Origin of the sequence: Pseudomonas sp. S10E 269 (genome assembly GCF_002798465.1) — a bacterium.
Taxonomy (GTDB): Bacteria; Pseudomonadota; Gammaproteobacteria; order Pseudomonadales; family Pseudomonadaceae; genus Aquipseudomonas; species Aquipseudomonas pergaminensis.
The window spans coordinates 2,077,252-2,098,511 of the sequence record NZ_PHIJ01000001.1 but is presented as its reverse complement, the minus strand read 5'-3'; the positions used below and the strand labels follow the sequence as shown (position 1 = coordinate 2,098,511).

Genomic DNA, 21,260 nt, shown 5'->3' with positions numbered 1-21,260 from the left:
TTGAAACTAAGGTTTCGCCAGTTTGGCGGTGGCGGTGTCGAGCAATTGCGCGATCAGTTTGGTCAGTTGCTGGCCGCCCATCGAAGGCGCCCAATACTGGCCGCTGTAAAGCCCGACGTTGTGTTCGAACGTGATCGACTCCTTCGCCGATGCCAGTTCCTTGCCGTCGCGATCGACGATGACCAGGTCGCCGGCCACGTCAAAACTGTCCACGTAGATGGGGCCGTTGACCCAGATCCAAATGGTCAGCGTTAGCAGCGCGCCGGGGACGTAGGCCGGGTGCGGGGCGCGATGGCCCTTGAGGGAAGTCATGTTGAATTTGAGCGTGACGTCGTGCTCACCGAGGCGGACCGGGTACTCGGTGACCTGCTTGAAATAACCCGCCGTGCGCACGTATTGGTTGATCTGGGCCGTCAATGATCGGCTGATGGCCGTCTTGTTGGCTTCGTTGACGTCGGCGGCACTCACCGTCACATCGGCGACTTGTGCACTGCGCGCGCTGCTAGTGGAAACCGGATGGAGCGGGGCGCCGATGGGGCCGGTGACGGTGTAGGAGACACAGCCGGTCATCGACAGCGCGGCAAAGAGCACCGTCGCCCGTAGGAGGGTTTTCGACACGTAATATCCCTATAAAAGAACGAACCAAGCCACTGTCTCGTCCTTTACGGGCATAACTTGAGCACGCAATTTTATTTATCAGGATGAGGCAAGAGCCATTATTGTTTTTGTTTGCCACACAACGTCTTGGGGACTGACGCCAGGGGCTTATGCGCCGGTGCCATTAAAACGACACTATCCTGGCGCCAAAACAGCTTGAGAACGGCTTTCAACTCCGTAAAATGCCGCGATTGTTTAAAGCTTGATACTTTTCAGGGACGAATTCAGACATGCGTGTGTTTGTCGTATTTCTCGCGGCCTGCCTTATGGCGGGCTGTGCCTCCAAGCCGGATTACTACATCTCCCCGGCGCCGGTGACCATTCCCAAGACGGCTACCTATTGGCTCGACAACTTCGACGTTGAGGTCCGGGGTAAAAACGAGCGCTTCTTGCCGGATGACAAAGTCCGCCAGCAACTGGGCGTCGACCTGATCGATCGCCTGCTCAAGGCCAAGCGTTACGCCACCAGCAAAGCATCCGCCGACTACATCCTGGATATGGACGTGATCTACGCCCGGCGTATTCAGGACACCCAGGGTGGTTTGGTCAGCCCGCTTATCGAAGACAACAAGTACCTGGTCGGTGTGGACTTCAACTACAAAGTCACCGTCAGGAAAGGCGATACCGAAGTCCTGCACTTCGCCCAGGCGCGCGAAGGTTTGATGCCTGCCGGCGCGGTTGGGCACTGGCAGAACCTCAAGACGGTCGGCGGGATTCTGACCCGCAGTGGCAACGCCAACGTAGAGCCGTTCTACACCGGTCTGTTGAGCCGCTTTATCGTCGATGATTTACGCAACATTCCGTCCCGCTAGTTCATTTGCAGAACAAACTTTCACTCCAGGAGCACCCCGTGAAAACACTGTCCAAAATCCTGCTGTCCGGCCTCACCGCCGCAGCGCTGCTGACCGTGGCCGGTTGCGCCACGGAGAGCAACCGCGCAATGCCGGTGGAACAAGTCGCCAGCGCCCACGTCGCCTATTCCGGCGTGCGTGTGCCGATTGCCGTGGGCAAGTTCGACAACCGCTCCAGCTACATGCGCGGCATTTTCTCCGACGGCGTTGACCGCCTCGGTGGCCAGGCCAAGACTATCCTGATCACCCACCTGCAGCAGACCAACCGCTTCAGCGTGCTGGACCGCGACAACATGGGCGAAATCTCCCAGGAAGCCGCGATCAAAGGCACCGTGCAGAAACTCAAGGGTGCTGACTACGTCGTGACCGGCGATGTGACCGAGTTCGGCCGCAAGGAAACCGGCGACCGCCAGCTGTTTGGCATTCTCGGCCGTGGCAAGACCCAGGTGGCCTACGCCAAAGTCGCGCTGAACATCGTCAATATCAGCACGTCCGAAGTGGTGTATTCCACCCAGGGCGCCGGTGAATACGCGCTGTCCAACCGTGAAGTGGTCGGCTTCGGCGGCACCGCCAGCTACGACTCCACCCTCAATGGCAAGGTCCTGGACCTGGCCATGCGCGAAGCCATCAACCGCCTCGTCGACGGCATCAACGCCGGCGCCTGGAACCCGCGTAACTGATCAGCAGCACCTCAAGGAGCAGTACAAGGATGAGCAAGGCAGTCAAGTTGGCGCTGATGCTGACAGCAGTCGCAGCGGTCGCCGGGTGCCATACGGCGCCTCAACCCCTGTATCAGTGGGAAAGCTACCAGCCGCAGGTTTACGAGTACTTCAAGGGCGAGCCCAAGGAAGCACAGGTCGAGGCACTGGAGCGGGATCTGCAGAAGATCAATGCCAGCGGCCGCAAGGCCCCGCCGGGCTACCACGCCCACCTGGGCATGCTGTACCTGAGCATGGGCAAGGATGACCAGATGGTGCAGGAGTTCCGCACCGAGAAGGCGCTGTTCCCTGAATCCGCCTCGTACATGGACTTTCTGCTGAAAAACGCCAAGACCGGAGTCGCCACTAAATGAGCCTGTTGAAACTTACGGGCGCCTTGCTGGCCCTGGCCCTGCTCGGCGGTTGCGCAGCCCCCAAGACCATTGATTACACGGCGTACAAGCAGGCACGACCGAAGTCGATCCTGGTATTGCCGCCACTCAATGAATCGCCGGAAGTGCAGGCGTCCTACAGCATGGTCTCGCAAGTGACCTACCCGTTGGCGGAAGCCGGCTACTACGTGTTGCCGATTGCCCTGGTGGACGAAACCTTCCGCCAGAACGGTCTCACCACCGCCAACGATATCCAGGCCGTACCGCCGACCAAGCTGCACGACATCTTTGGGGCGGACGCGGCGCTGTACATCACCGTCACCGAGTACGGCACCAAGTACATGCTGATCTCCAGCGACACCTCCGTGACGGCCTCGGCCAAACTGGTGGACCTGCGCACCGGCACCACCCTGTGGACTGGCTCGGCGCGTGCTTCCAGCGAGGAAGGCAACAACAACGGTGGCGGTCTCGTCGGCATGCTGATCACGGCGGCGGTCAAGCAGGTGATCAACAGCTCCACCGATGCGGCGCACCCGATCGCCGGTATTACCAGTGCGCGCCTGCTGTCGCCGGGGCAGCGTGCAGGGATCCTGTACGGTCCGCGTAACCCGAAGTACGGTACGGACTGATATCCGGATTCTGAGAGCACCACAGTTGGACTGTGGTGTTATTTGAATCAGGGTTAACCCGAACATCCCGCACCGTGCGTCTGACCTTGTGAACGGATCATTCATTCACGAGGTTCAGCCCATGTCCCGTCCTCTGCTCTTCCTGCGTCCTGCCGCCCAAGGCTTTGCCGTCACCATGGTGGTGGCGTTGGCCGGTTGTGGGCTGTCCTCATCCCCTGAGTTGGCCAAACCGGCTGAGCCCGTCGCCGAATTGCAAAGCGCGCCGGTCCAGGGCGCCTTGGTCAAACGCATGGCAATGCCCGCCCCAATGCGCATGCAGGAATCAGCGGCGATGGACTACCGCAGCGAACCCCGCGAGCAATACGCAAACCTGCCGGACAACCCGGTGCATCGCGTGGCCGAAACGCCGGTTTCAACCTTCAGTGTTGATGTCGACACGGGCAGCTACGCCAACGTCAGACGCTTCCTCAACCACGGCAGCCTGCCGCCCGAAGGCGCTGTGCGACTCGAGGAAATGGTCAACTATTTCCCCTACCACTACGCGTTGCCCACCGACGGCTCGCCCTTTGGCGTGACCACCGAAGTGGCCGCCACACCGTGGAACCCGCGCACCCAACTGCTGCGCATCGGCATCAAGGCGTCCGACCGCCCCGTGGCGGAGTTGGCGCCGGCCAACCTGGTGTTCCTGGTGGACGTGTCCGGCTCCATGGACCGTCGCGAAGGCTTGCCGCTGGTGAAAAGCACGCTGAAATTGCTGGTGGATCAGTTGCGTGAGCAGGACCGTGTTTCGCTGGTGGTCTATGCCGGTGAGTCCTGGATAGTGCTCAAACCGACTTCCGGTCGAGACAAGGTGAAGATCCGCAACGCCATTGACCAACTCACCGCAGGCGGCTCCACGGCGGGCGCTTCCGGCATCGAACTGGCCTACCAGATGGCCCGCGAAGGCTTTATCGACAACGGCATCAACCGCATCCTGCTGGCGACCGACGGTGATTTCAACGTGGGCATCAGTGATTTCGACAGCCTCAAACAGATGGCGGTAGAGCAGCGCAAAAGCGGTGTGTCCCTCACCACCCTGGGTTTCGGTGTGGATAACTACAACGAACACCTGATGGAACAATTGGCCGACGCCGGTGATGGCAACTACGCCTACGTCGACAACCTGCGCGAGGCGCGCAAGGTGCTGGTGGATCAACTCAGCTCGACCCTGGCGGTGGTAGCGCGCGATGTGAAATTGCAGGTGGAATTCAACCCGGCGCGGGTCAGCGAATATCGCCTGCTGGGTTATGAAAACCGCGCCCTGAAGCGTGAGGATTTCAACAACGACAAGGTCGACGCTGGTGAAATTGGCGCAGGGCATACGGTCACAGCGCTGTACGAAATTGTGCCTAAAGGCGAGAAGGGCTGGTTGGAGCCTTTGCGGTACGCCGCTGCACCTGTGGCCGGGGACAAATCCGCTGAGCTGGCGATGCTGCGTGTACGCTACAAGCCTGCGGCGGGTGGTGACAGTCAACTGATCGAGCGGCCCATCAGTCATGAGTCCACCAATGCCAGCGATGACCTGCGCTTCGCGGCAGCCGTGGCTGCTTTCGCCCAACAGCTCAAGGGCGATGGCCGCTACACTGGCAGCATGAGCCTGCAGGACACTGCCGCACTGGCCCGCTCAGCCCGAGGCAATGACCCGTTCGGCTTGCGTAACGAGTTCGTGCAGCTGGTGGAGCTGGCTCAAAGCCTCAAACACTGAATTTGCCTGCAGCGTCGAACCAATGTGGGAGCTGGCTTGCCTGCGATAGCATCAATGCGGTGTGACTGAAACACCGAAGCGTCTGCATCGCGGGCAAGCCCGGCTCCCACAGGAAATCTGCATTGATCCATCGAAAGGAGTTCGCCACCTACATGGCCGTACCCGATGATTCACCCAGCGACGAAGCGCTGCTGGCCCGCTACCGAACCGGCGACAGTGCCGCGTTCGAAGCCCTGTACGCGCGGCATCGCCAGGGCCTGTACCGGTTCCTCGTGTCCTTGAGCAACAAGGCCGAACTGGCCGAGGAAATCTACCAGGAGACCTGGCTCAGCCTGATCCGCAGCGCCACCCAGCCACAAGGCCGGGCGAGTTTTCGTACATGGTTGTTCCAGATCGCCCGCAACCGCCTGATCGATTACTGGCGCAAGCACGGCATCCACAACCCGCTGCACGACAGCTACGACGAGCAACTGCACGCCCAGGCCGACGACAGCGCCGGCCCCGAGCAGCAACTGAGCCTCAGCCGCGACCAGGCGCGACTCGACGCCGCGCTGCAAGACCTGCCCGAAGACCAGCGCGAAGTCTTCCTGCTGCGCCTGCACGGCGACCTCGAAGTGCCGCAAATTGCCGCCCTCACCGGCGCCCCGCTGGAAACCGTCAAAAGCCGCCTGCGTTACGCCCAGCAGAAACTGCGCCGCCTGCTGGCCGAGGAGATACCCGCATGACCGACTCCCGACACACCCCGGACCCCGACGACGTGCTGCTCCGGCACATGCGTCAACACAGCACCGGCGAACCGCCCGCGTCCCTCGACGCCTTCATCCTCAACGCCGCCCGCCGCGAAGCCCCGGCACCACAGCCAAGCCTGTGGCAACGCTGGCTGCACGCCTGCCAACGGCCACGCTGGCAGATGGCATTCGCCACCGTCGCAGGCTTGGCATTGATGATCGGCGTGGTGATGCGCGAACCCGTGCCGCAACCCGAAATCTCCACCGCGACCTTCTCCGCGGTTCATGAGGAAGCCGCGCGGCCCGCCCCGGCACCGATGTCCGTGCCGGCGCCGGTGGCCCGACTGGCTGTAGCCCCCAAGGCTGAGAGCGCGCAAGTCATGGGCTCGATGGCGGATGAGTCGAGCGCCAAGCTCAGCAAGCGCGCGCCGGTGGTGTTGCCGGGGTTGGAGGAGCGGTTGCAGGAGATTGTGAGCCTGCGTGAGGCTGGGGAAACCAAGGCGGCGGATGAAAAGCTGTTGGAGTTGTACAAGCGCTTTCCCGGTGAAGATTTGCCGGCGCTGTTGGAGGCGTTGCAGAAACATTAAATCGTCGCCCACAAAAAAGCCCCAGGCCTTTCGACCTGGGGCTTTCTCATCCTATCTGGTGCCCCGGCGTCGTTTGAACTGAGCAGGAAAAGCACCGTATCTACTGGGCCTTGTTGGTTATGATTAGGTTAGGCATACACGTAGGCATACAGGAGGCCGTTTCCTAGGCAGGTTTAGGGGCGCTCGGGCCAGCATCCCCATTGGCCTTTTTAGAAGGTGTTTCAAGTTCAGGCTTGAGCAACGTTTTTCTCACCACGCGGTTTGAGGCATTGTCGATTTTGTAGACAGCGTCTTTAATTTGGAGGTAGGTCGACTTTGTATCGGCCACGATCAGCCTACCGGTTAGCGTTTCTTTCTGCTCTGTGACAATGGTGTGCTCTCTTGATAGTCCGTAGCTTGCTTGCACCCCTGTTTCAGCTTCGTAACTTTTTCCTGCTCGTTCGATGCCGTTCCGAACGGCTGCCGTCGGAGCGATAAATATCAGCATAAGCACGAGCCCTACCAGCACGCTTCTCTGGACCATGCCCCCAAATGATCTGGCGTCGTGCATCGCAAAGAAGAGAAATGTGACAGCCGCACCCATGCAAATAAATACAGCCCCTGGGATGTACGCACCGAGCACCGGCACCTTATCTACAGTGCCCATTAGCTCGGAGAACGTGTAGCTGTAGCCGTACACCAGCAGCGTAGGAGTGCCAAGCTCAAGCTCGCTAGTACCTATACCAAATTGCTCGTAGTAAGCCGCAAGCTCTAGGTAACCCCAGACGACCAGAATTGCCTGCGACACCACGATTAGGAGTGTCCCGAATTTAAACACCAGATCGGCATCGATCCTTTTCGCCTGATTAGGCATGGTGCTGACCTTGTCGAGAGGAGGTGGTCCCGCTAGCGGCTGCACTATGTTGATCGGGGTGGTGAGTTCTACCCGAACCGTTCTATCGCGTTTCCAGAACATGCCTATCATCCTTGAACCTATGGAGGGCCGAGACGATAACTAAAGCGGTGCTGGGATGCTAGAAGTCGCCGGGGACCCTGAGGCTTTAGCTCAGGTACGGGGCATGAAACCCGCGGGATCGCGTTAGCTGCAGCCGTGCCAGCTTACTGAAATTTCAATGCTGAAATTGAAAGGATTTTGAAGAAAAAAAAGCATCGTTACTGTATCGGTAATGGTGCTCTCAGACGGCTCAAACGGTAGGGCAAATGCCCAGGTGAACTGGAGTTCACCAGGTTCACCTGTTCACTAAGCTGGGTGACTTTCCGCTAACACGATCCTGCGGGTTTCCGACCCCGTGCCAGACGGAAATGCGCAGGGGCCCCACTACTTTACCAAAGCTAGGGGCTTGATCGATCTGCCCCCGCTGGTGGAGGAGTCACAAATGGGGCTCGGGGGATGCCCTAATAAAACGATGTTACGAGTGTTACGCGTGTTACGGAATATGATAAGCATATGATTTTAAAAGATTTGTTTAGCGTTACACATATGTTCGTTGTTTGCCGGTAGACGTGTTACATGACAAATAGGTGTTACACCAATAGCTGCGTCGCTAGGAGCGGTTTACGATGATTAAGGAGACTGTCATCGGACAAGAGGCCTTCGCTTAGAAGGTCCGCTAACGGCCCAGAGTGTGTAAAAACGCTTTATCAAAATTGAAGTGCGTGGGTCTACGTAAAACCTGAAATTTATCGGCATGTCAGCAGATGTGGATTTCGCGCAGATTCACGATTTTCAGTCCGGTGGTGAGGATCTATCCCCCTCGAAAACGTTTTTACACAGCATCGGCCAGGAGCAGACAATGGACATGCTGCTGATAGATCAGTAATGTGCTCAAAAGGCATGTCGCACTTTATAGACCGACACTCAAGTCGGACATGGAGTTACGCGAGGCTGAGGAAAGTTATCTAGCGTAGATGGGATAAGCTATCATGCTGCATGTGTCGCTTCCCTATAGTAAGCATCCACACGGAGTTGAATGCGCGGTGTTCTCAAAAGTAGAAATAAAAGATCTGATAAAAAAGGTTAGCAACTACTGGCTGTTCCCTGACTTCACCAATAAATTAACTTGGTATATTGCATTATTAGGTGGAACAATACTGGCAACCCCCACAGCCCTCAAAGAGATTTTTTTTAATTTTCTGGTGGATACCGTTAACCTTAACAGCGGAAAATACTTCACGCTTGCCGAGCTTCAATCAAGCTCCGTTGAGCCGCTAGTAGGGTTGGGGCTTATTGCTCTCGCGTTAATGCATAATTTGGTAAATAAGTTTTTATTGCAAAAAACATCTGAATTTGCCCTGGAAGAAAGCAGAGAGAGGCAGTTGGTTGACACCGCGCTCTTCAGAAAATTTCTAGAAGATTTCCCTTCAAATGGATACACCGTTCCATTTCTGCGGGATCACGATCTCGGCGGCTCATACCACGACATAAATCTTACAGATATAAATAAGTTCGTTGAAAGTTGGGATAATGTCGAGCATCACTTTCTCGATAAAGAACTTGAGGAAAGGCGATCGGAGTTGTGGAAGAAGTGCCGAGCGTTTACCTATTTTCTTGGGATGAATTCATATGACCTTAATGGTGGATCTATGTTTTCTTGTGTTCCGGATAGTTGCAGGGGCGCGTGGGACTATCCCGGGCGCGTAGATCAAACACTAAGGGAGTTAAATGAAAAAGCCACAGAATGTTATGAGTTACATCAGAGCTTTGCCATGCTTGCCAGGCGGAAGCTAAAGTGCTGAAAGGTGATTGAATACACGCACTTCATTCGCGGGGATTTGTGACGGTCTACTCCGTAACCAACTATCATGTGTCGAAGGATCAAGGTTGTGCATTCCGAGAACCCAAATATCAAACAATTGTTCTCTTTGGTTACCGCATCAATTTTTAAAGGGTTGTCTGCGCTATCTAAAGGAGATAAAACTTACAATGCATCGGCCATGGAACAATACGCTCAAGATGTATTTGACCGGGTGGCGGAAATTGACAATTCTTTTAAAAATATAGATATCACTATTGAGTATTTGAGTAAAAAAACATACACAGACTCGGAGTATAATTTTTCCGAGCATCATACCTTCCACATTGAGAATTTTTTACTTAGGCTGACCAGTGTAGTAGACCGCTCCTACCTCTTGGCGGGTTCAACCATGCTCATGGAGAATAGTAAAATTGAGCAATTAGGCGGCAATAGGAAAGTTCACAAAGAACTATCTGCTTTTTCGCCTAGATCTCTTGATATATTAAAAAGTATGGAGAGAGCGATAGAACATCTAAGGGCGCCTAGAAACAAAGTAGCTCACCAAGCTGGTTTCTTTAGTAAAAATTTATGCGTTTTACAAACAATTGAAAACTCACGATCAGAAGCTATTTCAACAAAAAAGATAACTGACATAATGTCATACGATGAAATCAAAGATTTGGTAATAGCTGATTCATTAGAACAATTCAAAAGTATTCCATTAATTTTGGATGGCTTGGTCACAGAGCTAATCAATAGTCTGTCGTTTGTCTATTCTGGCCTGTTAAAAGGCGAACAATAGCTCTTACAGGCATTTGCTATTAGTTTCGAGTGGAAGCCAATGGCCGGTTAGCCTAGAAGCTAGCATATTGCATGCATTCACCTCGATTTTAGGTAACACAAATGGCACATTTTGTATCCTATGGCTGGGGGTGAACTGTGTATGTATGGTTGCTTTTGGCCTATAACTACCCTTCGCGTACGCAAATAAACACCGCGGGTGAGAAACAGCAGCCAGCTACTATCAGCCAGCTATTAACCTCGATGAGTAGTTCAGAAAAGTCCGGTACCTTGGGGCGGGCGCGCCATATGAGCGAATACCACCCTCGTCGCGAAGCGACTGTGGGCTTATCGCGGTATCGGCGTTGGCCACGTGATGCAGCGGCGGCGCGGCATCTACATATAATTTGGCCAGGCGCTTAACTGATAGGGGGGCGCTTTGCTATCTATCACTTCGAAACGGCTGCAATTGCGTCCGGCATGCTTGGCGGCGTAGAGGGCCTGATACACCAAGCTGAGCAGTTCTCTGGCACTGAGCTAAAGATTGGGGTTATCCGAGGGTTTGCTCAACAGGCACCAGTCTTTACCGTCCACATCGGAACTTGCCGCGCCTACCGTGTGCACCCCTGGTACGCATGGCGCGTAACATCGAAGAGACGGTGGTATCCGTCAGAATCGGGAGGCATTTGTAATCAAGTGGGTTCAGGCTGAGCTCACAAAATCTAAGGAAATTCAGGACCTCGATGATTTAGTCCAAATGCCTGCTACAGCTATCGACCCCATACCACTGGCTGTATCATATGGCCAGCGATTTCAGTGGGCCCCATCGTGACATCTCGGTATACTCATATTTGGTCCCGGAGAAATTGACGGGGGTTGGCGGCTCCACGCGCCGCTTACGCCTAATAACTGAATCACAAATGACAGCAGACGTTCAATCTACAGAAGCTAGGCCCCTTCGATTCATTAGCCTGTTTTCAGGCTGTGGCGGGCTTGATTTAGGATTTATTCAGGCTGGATTAACGCCTGTTGCTGCCTTCGATATCTGGCCGCTTGCGGTCGAAAATTACCACAATAATATTGGCGATCACGCTCATATTTGGGACCTTTCAAATGGAAGGCTGCCACAGAAGATTGAGTGCGACGTCGTCGTGGCGGGTTCTCCGTGTCAGGGATTTTCGACTGTGGGGAAGAGGAACCTAGACGATCCGAGAAATCACTTGCTTCAGGCTGCCGTTAAGATAGCGATTGCAGCGAAGCCAAAGATAATGGTTTTTGAAAACGTCTTAGGGATTCTGCAAGGCGATCATAAAGAATATTGGAACTTAGCGCATAAAAAGCTAAATTCAGCAGGTTATAAAACAGATACGTTAATAATCGACGCCCGTAACACAGGCACACCCCAATCTAGAAAGCGCGCCTTCCTAATTGCGTGGAAGAAAAGTATCTCAATGGACGTTGAGGTGGAACCTCGTGAGGCTGTCCATTTAATGGATGTTCTCAGTGGAGTTTCGACGCTCCCAAATCATGAACCAAAGTCTTTCAGTGTTGGTTCTAATGAGTATGAGATAGCAACCAAAATTTTACCTGGACAAAAGCTGTGTAATGTTAGAGGAGGAGAGGCATCTGTTCATACTTGGGACATTCCGAATGTATTTGGTCACGTCACTCAAGATGAAAAAGAAGTATTGCTCAGCATTATGAAGCTTCGTAGACGCATTCGAAGAAGGACTTTCGGTGACGCGGATCCTGTTACACCTAAGGACGTTTATTTGGATCTACACAGAAAAGTAAGTGATGATATTGGCTCGCTTATTGATAAAGGTTATTTGCGGCAATTTGAATCGTATGTAGATCTGAAAAATACGTTTAATGGTAAATATCGTAGACCAGCAGTAGATGGTGCTTCTTACACTGTAGATACCCGTTTTGGAGATCCTAGATGTTTTCTCCATCCTGTTGAACATCGGGGATTCAGTGTGCGCGAAGCCGCTAGGGTTCAAGGATTTCCTGATAGTTACGTCTTCCATGGTCCTGTACTAGAGCAGTTTCGATTAGTCGGTAACGCAGTTCCTCCAAGTATGGGGTTGGTGATAGGGAATATGATCAGTAAAGCACTTTCAGGGACGCCATGATGGCAAACACTCTTGAGATAATTGAAAAACTACAAAGAGAGCAGCACCCCACTGACAATAATAGAGCTTTGCGAGCGAGCCGGTTGCGTGGCCAATACGAGACCTTGGCTACACATCTATTTCATCAATTCGAGCCAACCAAAAAAATTTCGCAACGGATCAGTCGAGACTTTATGATCCGTCTAGAGTCTTGGCTTGCATGTTTTGAAAGTGATGAGGATCGTTGGGTTGCGTTTAGATCTATTGAGTATCTCTTCTTCGTGGGTCAACAAGAGTTTGAAGAACTTTACCGCTGCGCCTATGAGCACATTATTAAACCGTGGTTAACGGATGTCGCGGAGATTGATATATTTAGCGATGACGCCGTCGACCGGCTAAGTGATGAGTTGAAGGCAACCTGGCCGTGTCCTGTTACAGATAGCTTAAGAATTAATGGCTTTCTTCATATCACCGGGCTTGAAGGGCAGAGTATTCGGCCCGACTGGTTGAGTTTAAAAGAGCTTGCGACTGCTGAAAAGATAGATGCTTACAAATCAAAAAAAGGAATAAAGTACCTTGTGTTAATTGAGGACTTTGTAGGGTCTGGAGGTCAGTTATGTCGTGCATTAAAATTTGCATCAGAAAACTTTAACGGTCCAATCCTAATAATACCCCTGATTATTTGTGCTCCGGGAGATAGGGAGGTCAGGGCAACCGTTGAAAAGCTCAAGAATGAGAATCTTCATTACCATCCAGTTTCAGTGCTCAGTGATTCATGCCTCGTTTCAAAAGATCCAACTGATGGTGAGCCTTCACTTTTTTCAAAACTGAGAAATGTGTTAAAGGCAGGTTATGAGAAAATGGATTGCCCTCTTGACGGAGGTGAGTTTGGTTGGAAAGAAATAGGTAGCCTCGTAGTCATGTACAGTAATTGTCCAAATAATACGCCTCCTATATATCACCAGGCGAGTGACACATGGACGCCTATCTTTCCACGCTCTGAAAGAGAACTGAAGGTTCCAAAATGAATAGATTTGATAATCCATTTCATGATCTTTGGGTGACGGAGATTTTAGCTCCGGACGAATTTGTTAAGATGTTCAGCCCTGTAGTCGCTTCCCATTCTGAAGAGCTATTCGGTACAGGAAACGTAGTGATCAAAGGCCGCCAGGGCAGTGGCAAGAGCATGTTGTTGAGTCTACTAAATACTCGCACCCGAGTTGCATATGCCCGCTCTGGTGCAAAATATCCAGCGCCGAATAGTTATAAGTCTTTCATCGCGGCAGGTATTCATCTAATCAGAGATAATGCCAGGATTGTTGCGTCAAGGTTGTCTGAATTACCTTCCGAAAAGCGAAGAGATTGGGCTGCTACGACATTTGCTGATTATGTGAATTACATTCTTATTCAAGATTTAATAGCAAATGTTAAGTACCTTGCGAATGAGCAATCTAAAGATGATGTATTGAAGTCTGAGCTGCCAATTAAGTGGACCCATCATACTCAGGATAAATTGACGAAGTGTCTCAAAGATTCTGCGGCATGGTATGGCTACTTAGATGACTGCGGGGATTTTGAAGCAATCGAAAAAAAGATTAATAATCGAATCACGGAATATCGTAAATACTTTAATTTTAATACGGATAAGCTGGCGGCTGAAGTAGAGTCAACTAAAACAGATATCGGTGAACCAACAGCCGTGCTTGCGGATGCTTTAAGGCAGGCGGGGGTGATTTCGCAACAAACCCTTGTTTATCTGCGAATAGATCAACATGAAGAGCTATATGAGCTCGAAAAATCTTCTGGAAATGCCAGGGTGTTCCGCCAGGTAATTAACCGCGCATTAGCTATGCGAGACGGGCGGGTAGCATATCGCGTAGGCACAAGACACTATGCATGGGGCTCTGACGTAACGATCTGGGGTAGTGGCGCTCATTTGGAAAATATGAGGGACTACTCAATAATTGATATTGACGAAATATTAAAAAGGCATGAGAAGTCGTCTCTAGGAATTTCGTTTAATGACTTTGCTGAGGATGTATTTAAACGTAGATTGACTGCCTACGGCTTTGATCTGGCCCCAAATAATTCAAACTTGTTAAGAACTGTTTTTGGAAAAACGTTAACACCTGCGCAACGCGCTAGAATCTACGTAAAAGAAAAACCATTTAGCCTGAATATACCTTCAGATTGGTCTGCTGAATGGAAGGAAACCCTAGCTAGATTATGGGAAACCGATCCATTAGCGGCCAAGCTAAGCGAGGTCTGGCTTCGGCAAAAAAAACAACAAAAGGAAAAGGTTTATCTCTCCGCAAAAGTTGACGCGGATCTTGTTTGGAAGGAGCGGCGCTACTGGATTAAAGAGCGTAATGAGGCCGCTTTGATTCAGCTAGCGGGAGATGCGAAAGAAATGCTTATTTGGAGTGGGGATCGCCACATACTTGATTTGTCTGGATGGAACATCCTTGCATTTATGACCATTTGCCGCGCTATTTGGGCTGCCTGGCTCAGGAGTACTCCAGATGAAGAACTTCAAAAAACGAACCTACCAGAAATAAGCATGGATAAACAAGTTATTGGAATTTATGAGGCCAGTAGAATTTGGGCAGATAAGTTAAGGGAGGGAGCAGATGGCGACAAGAGACTGTCTTTCATAAACTCTCTCGGTGCTTGGTTATCAACATCAATTCGTAGCGATCGTTCTCTCTCGTATCCTGGTCATACTGGTTTCTCAATATTTAAAAGGGATTTCGAGGAGTCGTTGCCGGTTACTGATTTGTTAAAAAGCTGTCGAGATCAAGGTGACTTGATTGAGTCGGAACATACTACGAAGAGTCCAGATGGGATCCCGCGCATAAAATGGTACTTGAATCCCTTACTTTGTCCCTATTTTCGCATTCCACATATTCGTACGAAAGAGCCGATCTATACTACGCTTGATGAGCTTAACGATGTTTTAGTCGGAAATATTCCAAGTACAAAAGTCAAAAATATCGACGATTTCGATCCGCCCATTCAGAACGAGCTTTTTTGATGACCTCGCCCAATACTAAAATAAATCCTTGGGGTAATATTGAGTGGCTCCTGCCCAAAATGGGAGTAAATGAGTGGAAGGGGGTCTTCTGTGCTTCTTTTGAACCAAGGTGTACAGCAGTGGCGGAGTGGCTCTCAACTAGCAATTTTCTAGGTGAAAATATCTGTCTAAGGATTAAAGATCCTGAAAATCGTTATTCAAAGGAAATAGAGAGCATTACAGATGTTCATGAGGCAGCATTAGCAAGACATTTAAAAAAGCGTATTGAAATTGTTCAGGAGGATCTTCTTGCTGAACCAGGAATTTGGTACAAAATAGTAAATCAGATTGCTTCGGAGTCTGAAGTTTCTATACTTTTAGACATCAGCTCCCTTCCTAAGAGAGTTTTCCTTTTTGCGGTTAAGCGACTAATGTCGTTGCCTAATGTAAAGGATTTGGTGATTTGTTATACAAGGCCAGAAGGCTATAAGGAGGGGCAATTCACTGAGGACGCAGAGCCTCCAGCCGCTCTTCCAGGATTCGGTCGTATTAACGAAAGTTCTGGCGACTCAACGGTAATTGTCAGTGTTGGATATATGGCTTTCAATCTTGCTGAGTTACTAGAGCAGAATAGAGGAAAGTCTCCAAAATTTATATTTCCGTTTCCCCCTGGTTCTCCAGGATTCAGAAGAAGCTGGAAGCTGCTGCATGAGCTTGCACCTGCACTGGATCGGCAAACAGAGATCAAGAGAATTCATGCAATGGATTTGTTTGCAGCTCTTGAATGGATACGCATCACCTGTCGAGAAACGGCCCGTAATATAGATTTTATTCCGCTCGGCCCGAAACCACACGCTCTTGCAATGGCCCTTGCTTTTCCTGAGTTTTCGGATAGATCAGAAATTCTTTACTCTCAGCCTAGGCTATATCACCCTAACTATTCTTACGGGGTATTGAAAAACGCCAAAGGTATACCTGATATTACTGCCTATTGTTTAAGGCGAAATTATGTAAATTGTGTATAGGTTTTGGACTTGATTAATGACCGATGGCGGCGCTTGGAAGAATACGGTTAGAAGCTGAAGGCTGCAGTAGACCAGAAACCGAAAAGGTTTGAAACTTTGGTTTGTAAGGATAGGATCTAGCGAAGCGGAAGCTGTTTAGGCTTCCGCTTCTTCATTTTCCACCCTTTCTTTTGAGCTGAAGGTCAATAAAATTAAGCTCTGCCTTGATTGCATCAATCGTGAGCGTCTCGACTTTGGTGTCTTTGTTTGCCCTTGCATTGAGCTTTTTCATGCCGGCTATGACGGCAATTATCCCGCTCAAGTGAAGCTTGCGGGCCTTTAGGTGGTCAGGCACCTGAGCGCTGTTCTGTGGTGGTTTATTCATGGTGAGACCGATGGTTGGCCCGAAGCTGCCGACCCTCGCCGGTTGCTTCGGGGAAGGTTTGGGTTAGGCTGCCAATAGGTCAATAAGGCTGTGTTGGTGTGAGCGAGCCACGAGTTCTCGCCAGGTCCAGCTTCCAAAGTGCTCGCCCTGTTCAGGGATATCCAGCTTCATCAGTGCAACCGGGTCACGACTAATCAGGTTGCGTGCTGCCCACAGCTTGCCGCCGGTCTCCAGCAGTGTTTTCGCGGCCTCATTCCATTGCTCTTCCAGCACAGTGTTCGCCAGGTGAGCCGCTTTATTCTCGATCTCGGTGCGTTCCTTTTGTGCCTCTGTGATGTGCAGATCAATCGTCACCAGCTCTTGTTCCAGGGCGGTGATAAGCAGTTGTTGACGGCGGTGATGCTCAACCGCGGCGGTTAGGTTTTTTGCTGCCTTTTGAGCTTCTGCGTTAGCAGCTTTCTCGCCCTCCACATCGCCCCAGGCTACAGCCTGTGCATAAGCGGTGGCCGCGACTGTTTCAGCTTGTCGAGCCTTTGCCATGTCTTCCTGATCGCTCTGGCGGACCTGCTGCAACCGGGTCTCGATGCTGTTGCGCTTTTCGTTGAGTTCCATCTCGTCGGCTTTCCAAGTCGCCATCGCGCTGATGTAGCCCGCAGCCAAGCTCTCACGGTTCTCCAGTGCCTCAAGGCGATCAATCTTTTGGTTCAGGGTGCGGATCTCAAGATCTCGCGAGTCGATGCGTCTTTTGTGATCGTTGATTTCATCCTGCACAGCCCGTTGACGGCCCTGCTGGATAACCTCGGGATTTTCCAGCGCCTCTTCGAAGGGCATTAAGTCGCGCTGAATGCTCTCCATTTCTAGGGTCAGTTTGTCGCGGCGGTCTTTCAGTTCTTGGATAGTGTTCATCTGTATTATCTCTGGGCATTACGTTTGATAGGGATGGTTGTTGAATGGCTGGCGAGGCCGGGAATGAGCCGGCGCTACCTCGATCAGCAGGCATGCCGTCAGGCGGCCCTGGCCTCGCTTTCATCCGTTCCTGAAATGGTCTTCACCACATAGCAGCGCTGGGGCCCCAGCCCGGGCAGGCGAATCAAGCTGTACGCCTTTCCGTCGCTTCCCGGCTCAAGCACGCCCCGTTGCAGCAGCTCCTTGTTCACCGCACTGATGTTCATGCCCTTGAAGATTTCGGCCCTCCAGGCTTCAGGCAGCACGTAGTAAGTGTTGGTGGTGTGCAAGGCGTCGCCCATGCCGTGTTCCATCGTCTTGCGAAAGCCCAACCGATCAATCGTGCGTGGGCCGTGTTCATCGATCTTGGCGGCGGCGGATTCCCAGCGGGTAAAACGGCTTTCTCCAAATCGCTCGATGATCTGACGTAAGCGCGCCAAAATTGCATCGCCCTCGAAATTACCGGCGCCACCACGCTCGGCTAGCCACGCATGCAGACACACTCGTGCGGCGGTCGTGGCCGTGCCATCCGACCAGCCGGTGACGCCGAAGGCGGTGGCCAACTCACCGGCCGCTGCCGCTAGCCCGAAGCGAAGGGCGGCACGCTGCGCTTGACCACTGGCCGAGGCGGGCAGGTTTTGCGTGATGAACTGCTCCACTGTGCGGCGAACGATCACTGCCCACCTGAGCATTTCCCCAGGCGCGCACAGTGCGTGCAGGAAGGCGGTGAGGGGTGTGCCGTAGTATTTGGCTACACGGGCCTTGAGCGCATCGGAGAGGGCGGCAGCGTCCTCAAAACCGTTCAGCACATCGAACATACCGAGACCTTTGCTCGCATCGGCTGGGACGGCGAGCATGCGGACCTCCATACCGGCTTTGAGCTCCTTGTTTGCATCTGCCATGTGCTGCGCCAACGTCTTCTCGCCAGTCGAGAGAAACAGCAAGCGCCATTCCTGCACCTGTCGGCCCGCCTGTCCTCGATCATTCGCCCGGGCCTTACCTGTGCCATTGCCGAGCATGTAGACCGTTTCGCCAATAATGCGCGGGTCGCACATGCCGATTTCATCCAGCACCAGGAGACCGTCTGAGTGTGCAGCGGCTATGGATTCCAGGGCGTTATCGGTCGAGCGCCACGAACGCACCAGACGCGGCCCGCCATAAACCGACGCAGCGACTTGCAGGTGAGTGGTCTTGCCGCCGGAGCTGTCGCCGTACAAGTGGAAGCCACCCGACTCATGTCCTAGCAGATTCAGCAACGGTCCGGCAAAGGCGACAGAGACGACAAACGCCAAGCGATGGTTACCAACGCACAGTGCGCCGATTTGCTGCTGCCATTGCTCCAGAGAGCCCGCTTCGCTGATCGGTGGCAACTGCGCACCGGCTTCATAAAAATGCAGGTGTTCGGCGTGCGAGCCTATCTGTTGTTCGGGCAATAGAAACGCATTGTCATGCCAGCCCAAGCGCGTCACCAAGCGTGCGCGCTGGGCGCTATCGAAGCCGCCGAGGTAACTCTGCAGGTCATTGCGTGCGTTGCGCCCTGATCGGCTTCCCGCGAGGCGTAGGCCCATGTCGACCAGTGGACCTAGTACGTCCTTGCCGAAGTCGCCGGTCATGGTTCGGGCCGGAATGTTCCAGCGCTTTTTGGCGCCATCCGGGTCGTCGAACTCGACCAACAAACCCCAGTTGTGGCCCTTGTCGTCGCGAGTGCGGGCGATGATTTCCAAAGGCGAACAGACGGGGCGCGCCTCGCCATCATCGCCGGAGTAAAACACCCCTTCAGGCGTCAGCCGAAAGCCGCCCGGCAACAGATCATTTTTCGATTTCGTAGGTCGTTTGGCTGGTGCCTTAGCCTTCAGTTCTTGAGGCTCAGTGGGCTCAGCGACAGTACCGACAAACACGCCGTTGCGCATAAGCTCGGCGATGTGGCCAGCGGTCCAGCCTTTGGCTAGCGCATCCGCTGCATCGTCGCCGTCTGCCCATTTTCCACCCTTGATGAGCGTCGGCTTGCCACTTTTGCTGCTGGGCTTGAGCTTGAACACGTCGAGCGCAACTCGTTGCACTGAAGCGGCGCCTAGCTCAATCAACTTGAGCTCGATGGCGTCCATGCACGCTGTGCCGCTAGCATCGTTATCCGGCCACAGCACCACAGCGCGTCCTTTGAGTGGTGTCAGGTTGGCTTTGTGCCAGGAGTTGGAGCCGTTCGGCCAGCACGTGGCTACGTGGTCGGGCATCAGTTCAGCGGCGGCGTCAGCAGCCTTTTCGCCTTCACACAGCACCACAGTCGCATCGACACGCTGTGCCAGTTCATCAAGGCGCAGCAATGGCCGTGGTTCCGGCAATCCTTGCCAGCGCCATTGCGTGGTTTGTCCGTCGGAGCGCTTGCACCAGGTCAACGGCGCAAAGACCTTTCGCGGTTTGCCGTCTTCATCTGGGCCCAGGTTGAAGCGATACAGCGCCATGACCGGTTGGCCCTGTGCATCGCGATAGATCCACACCTTGGACGGAACACCGTGTTGCCGGTGTCTGGCTGGGCACTTGTTCATGGCCTCGGCCGGGATCGGCTGAATTGCGATCCACTCCGGCGTTGCGCTCTTGGCCGGTGCGCTTTTGGTAGTCGCAGAACCTGCAGAAACACTGAGCAGATCCGCAAGCTTTTTGCAGGCCTCAACGTCCGTGCCGCCGTCGATGTAGCGCACTAGGTCGATCAGGTCGCCGCCCTTATCGCCGGTGGCAAAATCCGCCCAGGTGCCTTTGCTCAAATTGACCTTGAGCGAGCCTGCACGTTTGTCCGTGCGCGTCGGGTTTGGTGCGGTGTATTCCTTGCCGCCGTCGACGCGTTTGCCATTCGGCAGCCAATGAGTAAGGACGCGGTCGATGTTCTTCAGGGCAGCGCTTTTTACGTCGGCAAAGCTGGGGCGTTTTGAGGTGTTGCCGGTGCGCTGAGTCATGGTGCGATCCTCGACTCGAGCAACGCCTCGTTCACGTCGTCGATCAGCGCCTTAGCCATCTCGCCGAGGTAGAACGCAGGCCAACTAAAACGCTCGCCCGCATCGCTGATGGCGGCGTCGAGGATCAGTTGATTGGCGTGGTGCAGAATCTGGGAGACGGCTTCAAGTGCGTCCTCTAGCGGGATACCGGCATTCACCCGAAACAGGTTTTGGCCGTTACCGTTGGCAGGGGAAAACTCGGACCGTCCAAGCGTGCTTGAGTGGGTCACAGCGCACCGCCTTTCTGGCTCATTGCCACAGAGGAGGCATCACCGTACATGGTGAGTGTTTTGATCAAGCCTAAGGTGCCGCGTACGTCCCAAATAACTGACGACAGCACGCGGTTGGAAAGCAGGGGTTTATCGCCGTCTAAGTGATCTTCCAACAGCATGAGAACTGAATCGGCACGGTCGAGCGCACAGGTGATGGCGTCGATAGGCAGACCGGCTTCGGCGTCTTGGCTGACGCAGAGGAGATCCTCGGGTAGTGCAAAGCCTGGGAGCATGCTCATTGGGCACCCCCTGCGGCTTCCAGAGCTCGCGCTTTGGACATATGGACGTTGTAACGGGAGAGGCGTGTAGCGAGGCTGGAGTTGGCATGTAAAGCGGAGAGAGCCATTGCTCGATGAGCAGCGGCGCGAATTTTGGACGGATTGAGGGCGTGTTTCATCTGTGTAGCTCCTTGATTTGAGGAGCTGCCACGTTCGTTACCAAGCGAATGGGTGGCAGCTGTGCGCAGGTTGGTAAACCGGGAATCAAGGAACCCGGCAGGCACGAATGCCTCCCACGCACAGCCGCCATAACACGTAACTGCGGGCACAAAAAAAGCGCCTGCAATCGTAATGGGGGCGCTGTTGCGCCTTGATTTCGTCGGGTTACCAAGCCCGTTCGCTGAATTTGCAGCGACTACCGGAGAGTAACGTCCGTTTTTTGAAAGCGCAACCGTGCGGATCACTTGCGGATTTTTTCGGTGAAGAATAAATTGCTCAGGCATGCAGATTACCTCAACGCC

21 protein-coding genes are annotated in these 21,260 nt (G+C 53.2%); 13 read left to right on the top strand and 8 right to left on the bottom strand.

What is annotated here, in order from left to right; genetic code table 11:
- Nucleotides 1-6: 6 nt before the first annotated feature.
- Nucleotides 7-618, bottom strand: a complete 612-nt coding sequence (locus CWC48_RS09700) for a hypothetical protein (RefSeq protein WP_078046322.1) — start codon at nt 616-618, stop codon at nt 7-9.
- Nucleotides 619-887: 269 nt separating this feature from the next.
- On the opposite strand from CWC48_RS09700, the gene CWC48_RS09695 reads away from it, so the two are divergent.
- From CWC48_RS09695 to CWC48_RS09665, 7 genes are all read left to right on the top strand, one after another.
- Complete coding sequence (locus tag CWC48_RS09695; protein WP_078046323.1) at nt 888-1,469, top strand: hypothetical protein; 582 nt, start codon at nt 888-890, stop codon at nt 1,467-1,469.
- 38 nt (nt 1,470-1,507) lie between these two features.
- Nucleotides 1,508-2,188 carry a CsgG/HfaB family protein gene (locus tag CWC48_RS09690; protein ID WP_078046324.1) on the top strand — a complete coding sequence of 227 codons (681 nt, stop codon included), beginning with the start codon at nt 1,508-1,510 and terminating at the stop codon, nt 2,186-2,188.
- A 29-nt stretch (nt 2,189-2,217) separates the two neighbouring features.
- Nucleotides 2,218-2,580 carry a DUF4810 domain-containing protein gene (locus CWC48_RS09685; RefSeq protein ID WP_100491775.1) on the top strand — a complete coding sequence of 121 codons (363 nt, stop codon included), beginning with the start codon at nt 2,218-2,220 and terminating at the stop codon, nt 2,578-2,580.
- The gene (locus CWC48_RS09680) at nt 2,577-3,227 is read left to right on the top strand and encodes a DUF799 domain-containing protein (RefSeq protein WP_078046326.1); all 651 of its coding nucleotides are present in this window, start codon (nt 2,577-2,579) and stop codon (nt 3,225-3,227) included. Before CWC48_RS09685 ends, CWC48_RS09680 begins: the two co-directional genes overlap by 4 nt.
- Before the next feature lie 121 nt (nt 3,228-3,348).
- Nucleotides 3,349-4,971: a VWA domain-containing protein gene (locus CWC48_RS09675; protein ID WP_100491774.1), complete on the top strand. Its 1,623-nt coding sequence runs from the start codon at nt 3,349-3,351 to the stop codon at nt 4,969-4,971.
- Between the two features lie 152 nt (nt 4,972-5,123).
- Complete coding sequence (locus CWC48_RS09670; protein ID WP_025855475.1) at nt 5,124-5,696, top strand: RNA polymerase sigma factor; 573 nt, start codon at nt 5,124-5,126, stop codon at nt 5,694-5,696.
- On the top strand, nt 5,693-6,286 hold the full coding sequence (locus CWC48_RS09665; protein WP_100491773.1) for a hypothetical protein: 594 nt from the start codon (nt 5,693-5,695) through the stop codon (nt 6,284-6,286). The genes CWC48_RS09670 and CWC48_RS09665 overlap by 4 nt, the downstream gene beginning before the upstream one ends.
- A gap of 163 nt (nt 6,287-6,449) precedes the next feature.
- Here CWC48_RS09665 and CWC48_RS30340 read toward each other — a convergent pair whose 3' ends face one another.
- Complete coding sequence (locus CWC48_RS30340; protein WP_177409481.1) at nt 6,450-7,241, bottom strand: hypothetical protein; 792 nt, start codon at nt 7,239-7,241, stop codon at nt 6,450-6,452.
- A 968-nt stretch (nt 7,242-8,209) separates the two neighbouring features.
- Between CWC48_RS30340 and CWC48_RS09655 the strand changes: the two genes are divergently transcribed.
- The 6 genes from CWC48_RS09655 to CWC48_RS30135 all read left to right on the top strand — a co-directional run bounded on the left by CWC48_RS09655 (nt 8,210) and on the right by CWC48_RS30135 (nt 15,953).
- Entirely contained in the window at nt 8,210-9,022 is an 813-nt protein-coding gene (locus CWC48_RS09655; protein ID WP_218261615.1) for a hypothetical protein, read from the top strand.
- 87 nt (nt 9,023-9,109) lie between these two features.
- Nucleotides 9,110-9,823, top strand: coding sequence for a Cthe_2314 family HEPN domain-containing protein (locus CWC48_RS09650; protein WP_157806809.1), 714 nt, complete (start codon nt 9,110-9,112; stop codon nt 9,821-9,823).
- Between the two features lie 898 nt (nt 9,824-10,721).
- Entirely contained in the window at nt 10,722-11,936 is a 1,215-nt protein-coding gene (locus tag CWC48_RS09645; RefSeq protein ID WP_157806808.1) for a DNA cytosine methyltransferase, read from the top strand.
- Nucleotides 11,936-12,943, top strand: coding sequence for a hypothetical protein (locus CWC48_RS30140; protein WP_157806807.1), 1,008 nt, complete (start codon nt 11,936-11,938; stop codon nt 12,941-12,943). The genes CWC48_RS09645 and CWC48_RS30140 overlap by 1 nt, the downstream gene beginning before the upstream one ends.
- Nucleotides 12,940-14,949, top strand: coding sequence for a hypothetical protein (locus CWC48_RS09640; RefSeq protein WP_157806806.1), 2,010 nt, complete (start codon nt 12,940-12,942; stop codon nt 14,947-14,949). Before CWC48_RS30140 ends, CWC48_RS09640 begins: the two co-directional genes overlap by 4 nt.
- Nucleotides 14,949-15,953, top strand: a complete 1,005-nt coding sequence (locus tag CWC48_RS30135; RefSeq protein WP_157806805.1) for a hypothetical protein — start codon at nt 14,949-14,951, stop codon at nt 15,951-15,953. Before CWC48_RS09640 ends, CWC48_RS30135 begins: the two co-directional genes overlap by 1 nt.
- 151 nt (nt 15,954-16,104) lie before the next feature.
- Here CWC48_RS30135 and CWC48_RS09635 read toward each other — a convergent pair whose 3' ends face one another.
- The 6 genes from CWC48_RS09635 to CWC48_RS30130 form a co-directional block, all read right to left on the bottom strand.
- Nucleotides 16,105-16,317, bottom strand: a complete 213-nt coding sequence (locus CWC48_RS09635; RefSeq protein WP_100491768.1) for a hypothetical protein — start codon at nt 16,315-16,317, stop codon at nt 16,105-16,107.
- 63 nt (nt 16,318-16,380) lie between these two features.
- Nucleotides 16,381-17,223 (bottom strand): chromosome segregation protein SMC, encoded by an 843-nt coding sequence (locus CWC48_RS09630; RefSeq protein WP_100491767.1) that lies wholly within the window; start codon nt 17,221-17,223, stop codon nt 16,381-16,383.
- Nucleotides 17,224-17,321: 98 nt separating this feature from the next.
- Complete coding sequence (locus CWC48_RS09625) at nt 17,322-20,210, bottom strand: DUF927 domain-containing protein (RefSeq protein WP_100491766.1); 2,889 nt, start codon at nt 20,208-20,210, stop codon at nt 17,322-17,324.
- On the bottom strand, nt 20,207-20,479 hold the full coding sequence (locus tag CWC48_RS09620) for a DUF3077 domain-containing protein (RefSeq protein ID WP_034136433.1): 273 nt from the start codon (nt 20,477-20,479) through the stop codon (nt 20,207-20,209). The genes CWC48_RS09625 and CWC48_RS09620 overlap by 4 nt, the downstream gene beginning before the upstream one ends.
- Nucleotides 20,476-20,760 (bottom strand): hypothetical protein, encoded by a 285-nt coding sequence (locus tag CWC48_RS09615; RefSeq protein ID WP_100491765.1) that lies wholly within the window; start codon nt 20,758-20,760, stop codon nt 20,476-20,478. The genes CWC48_RS09620 and CWC48_RS09615 overlap by 4 nt, the downstream gene beginning before the upstream one ends.
- Nucleotides 20,757-21,242: a hypothetical protein gene (locus tag CWC48_RS30130; protein ID WP_157806804.1), complete on the bottom strand. Its 486-nt coding sequence runs from the start codon at nt 21,240-21,242 to the stop codon at nt 20,757-20,759. Before CWC48_RS30130 ends, CWC48_RS09615 begins: the two co-directional genes overlap by 4 nt.
- Nucleotides 21,243-21,260: the final 18 nt, after the last annotated feature.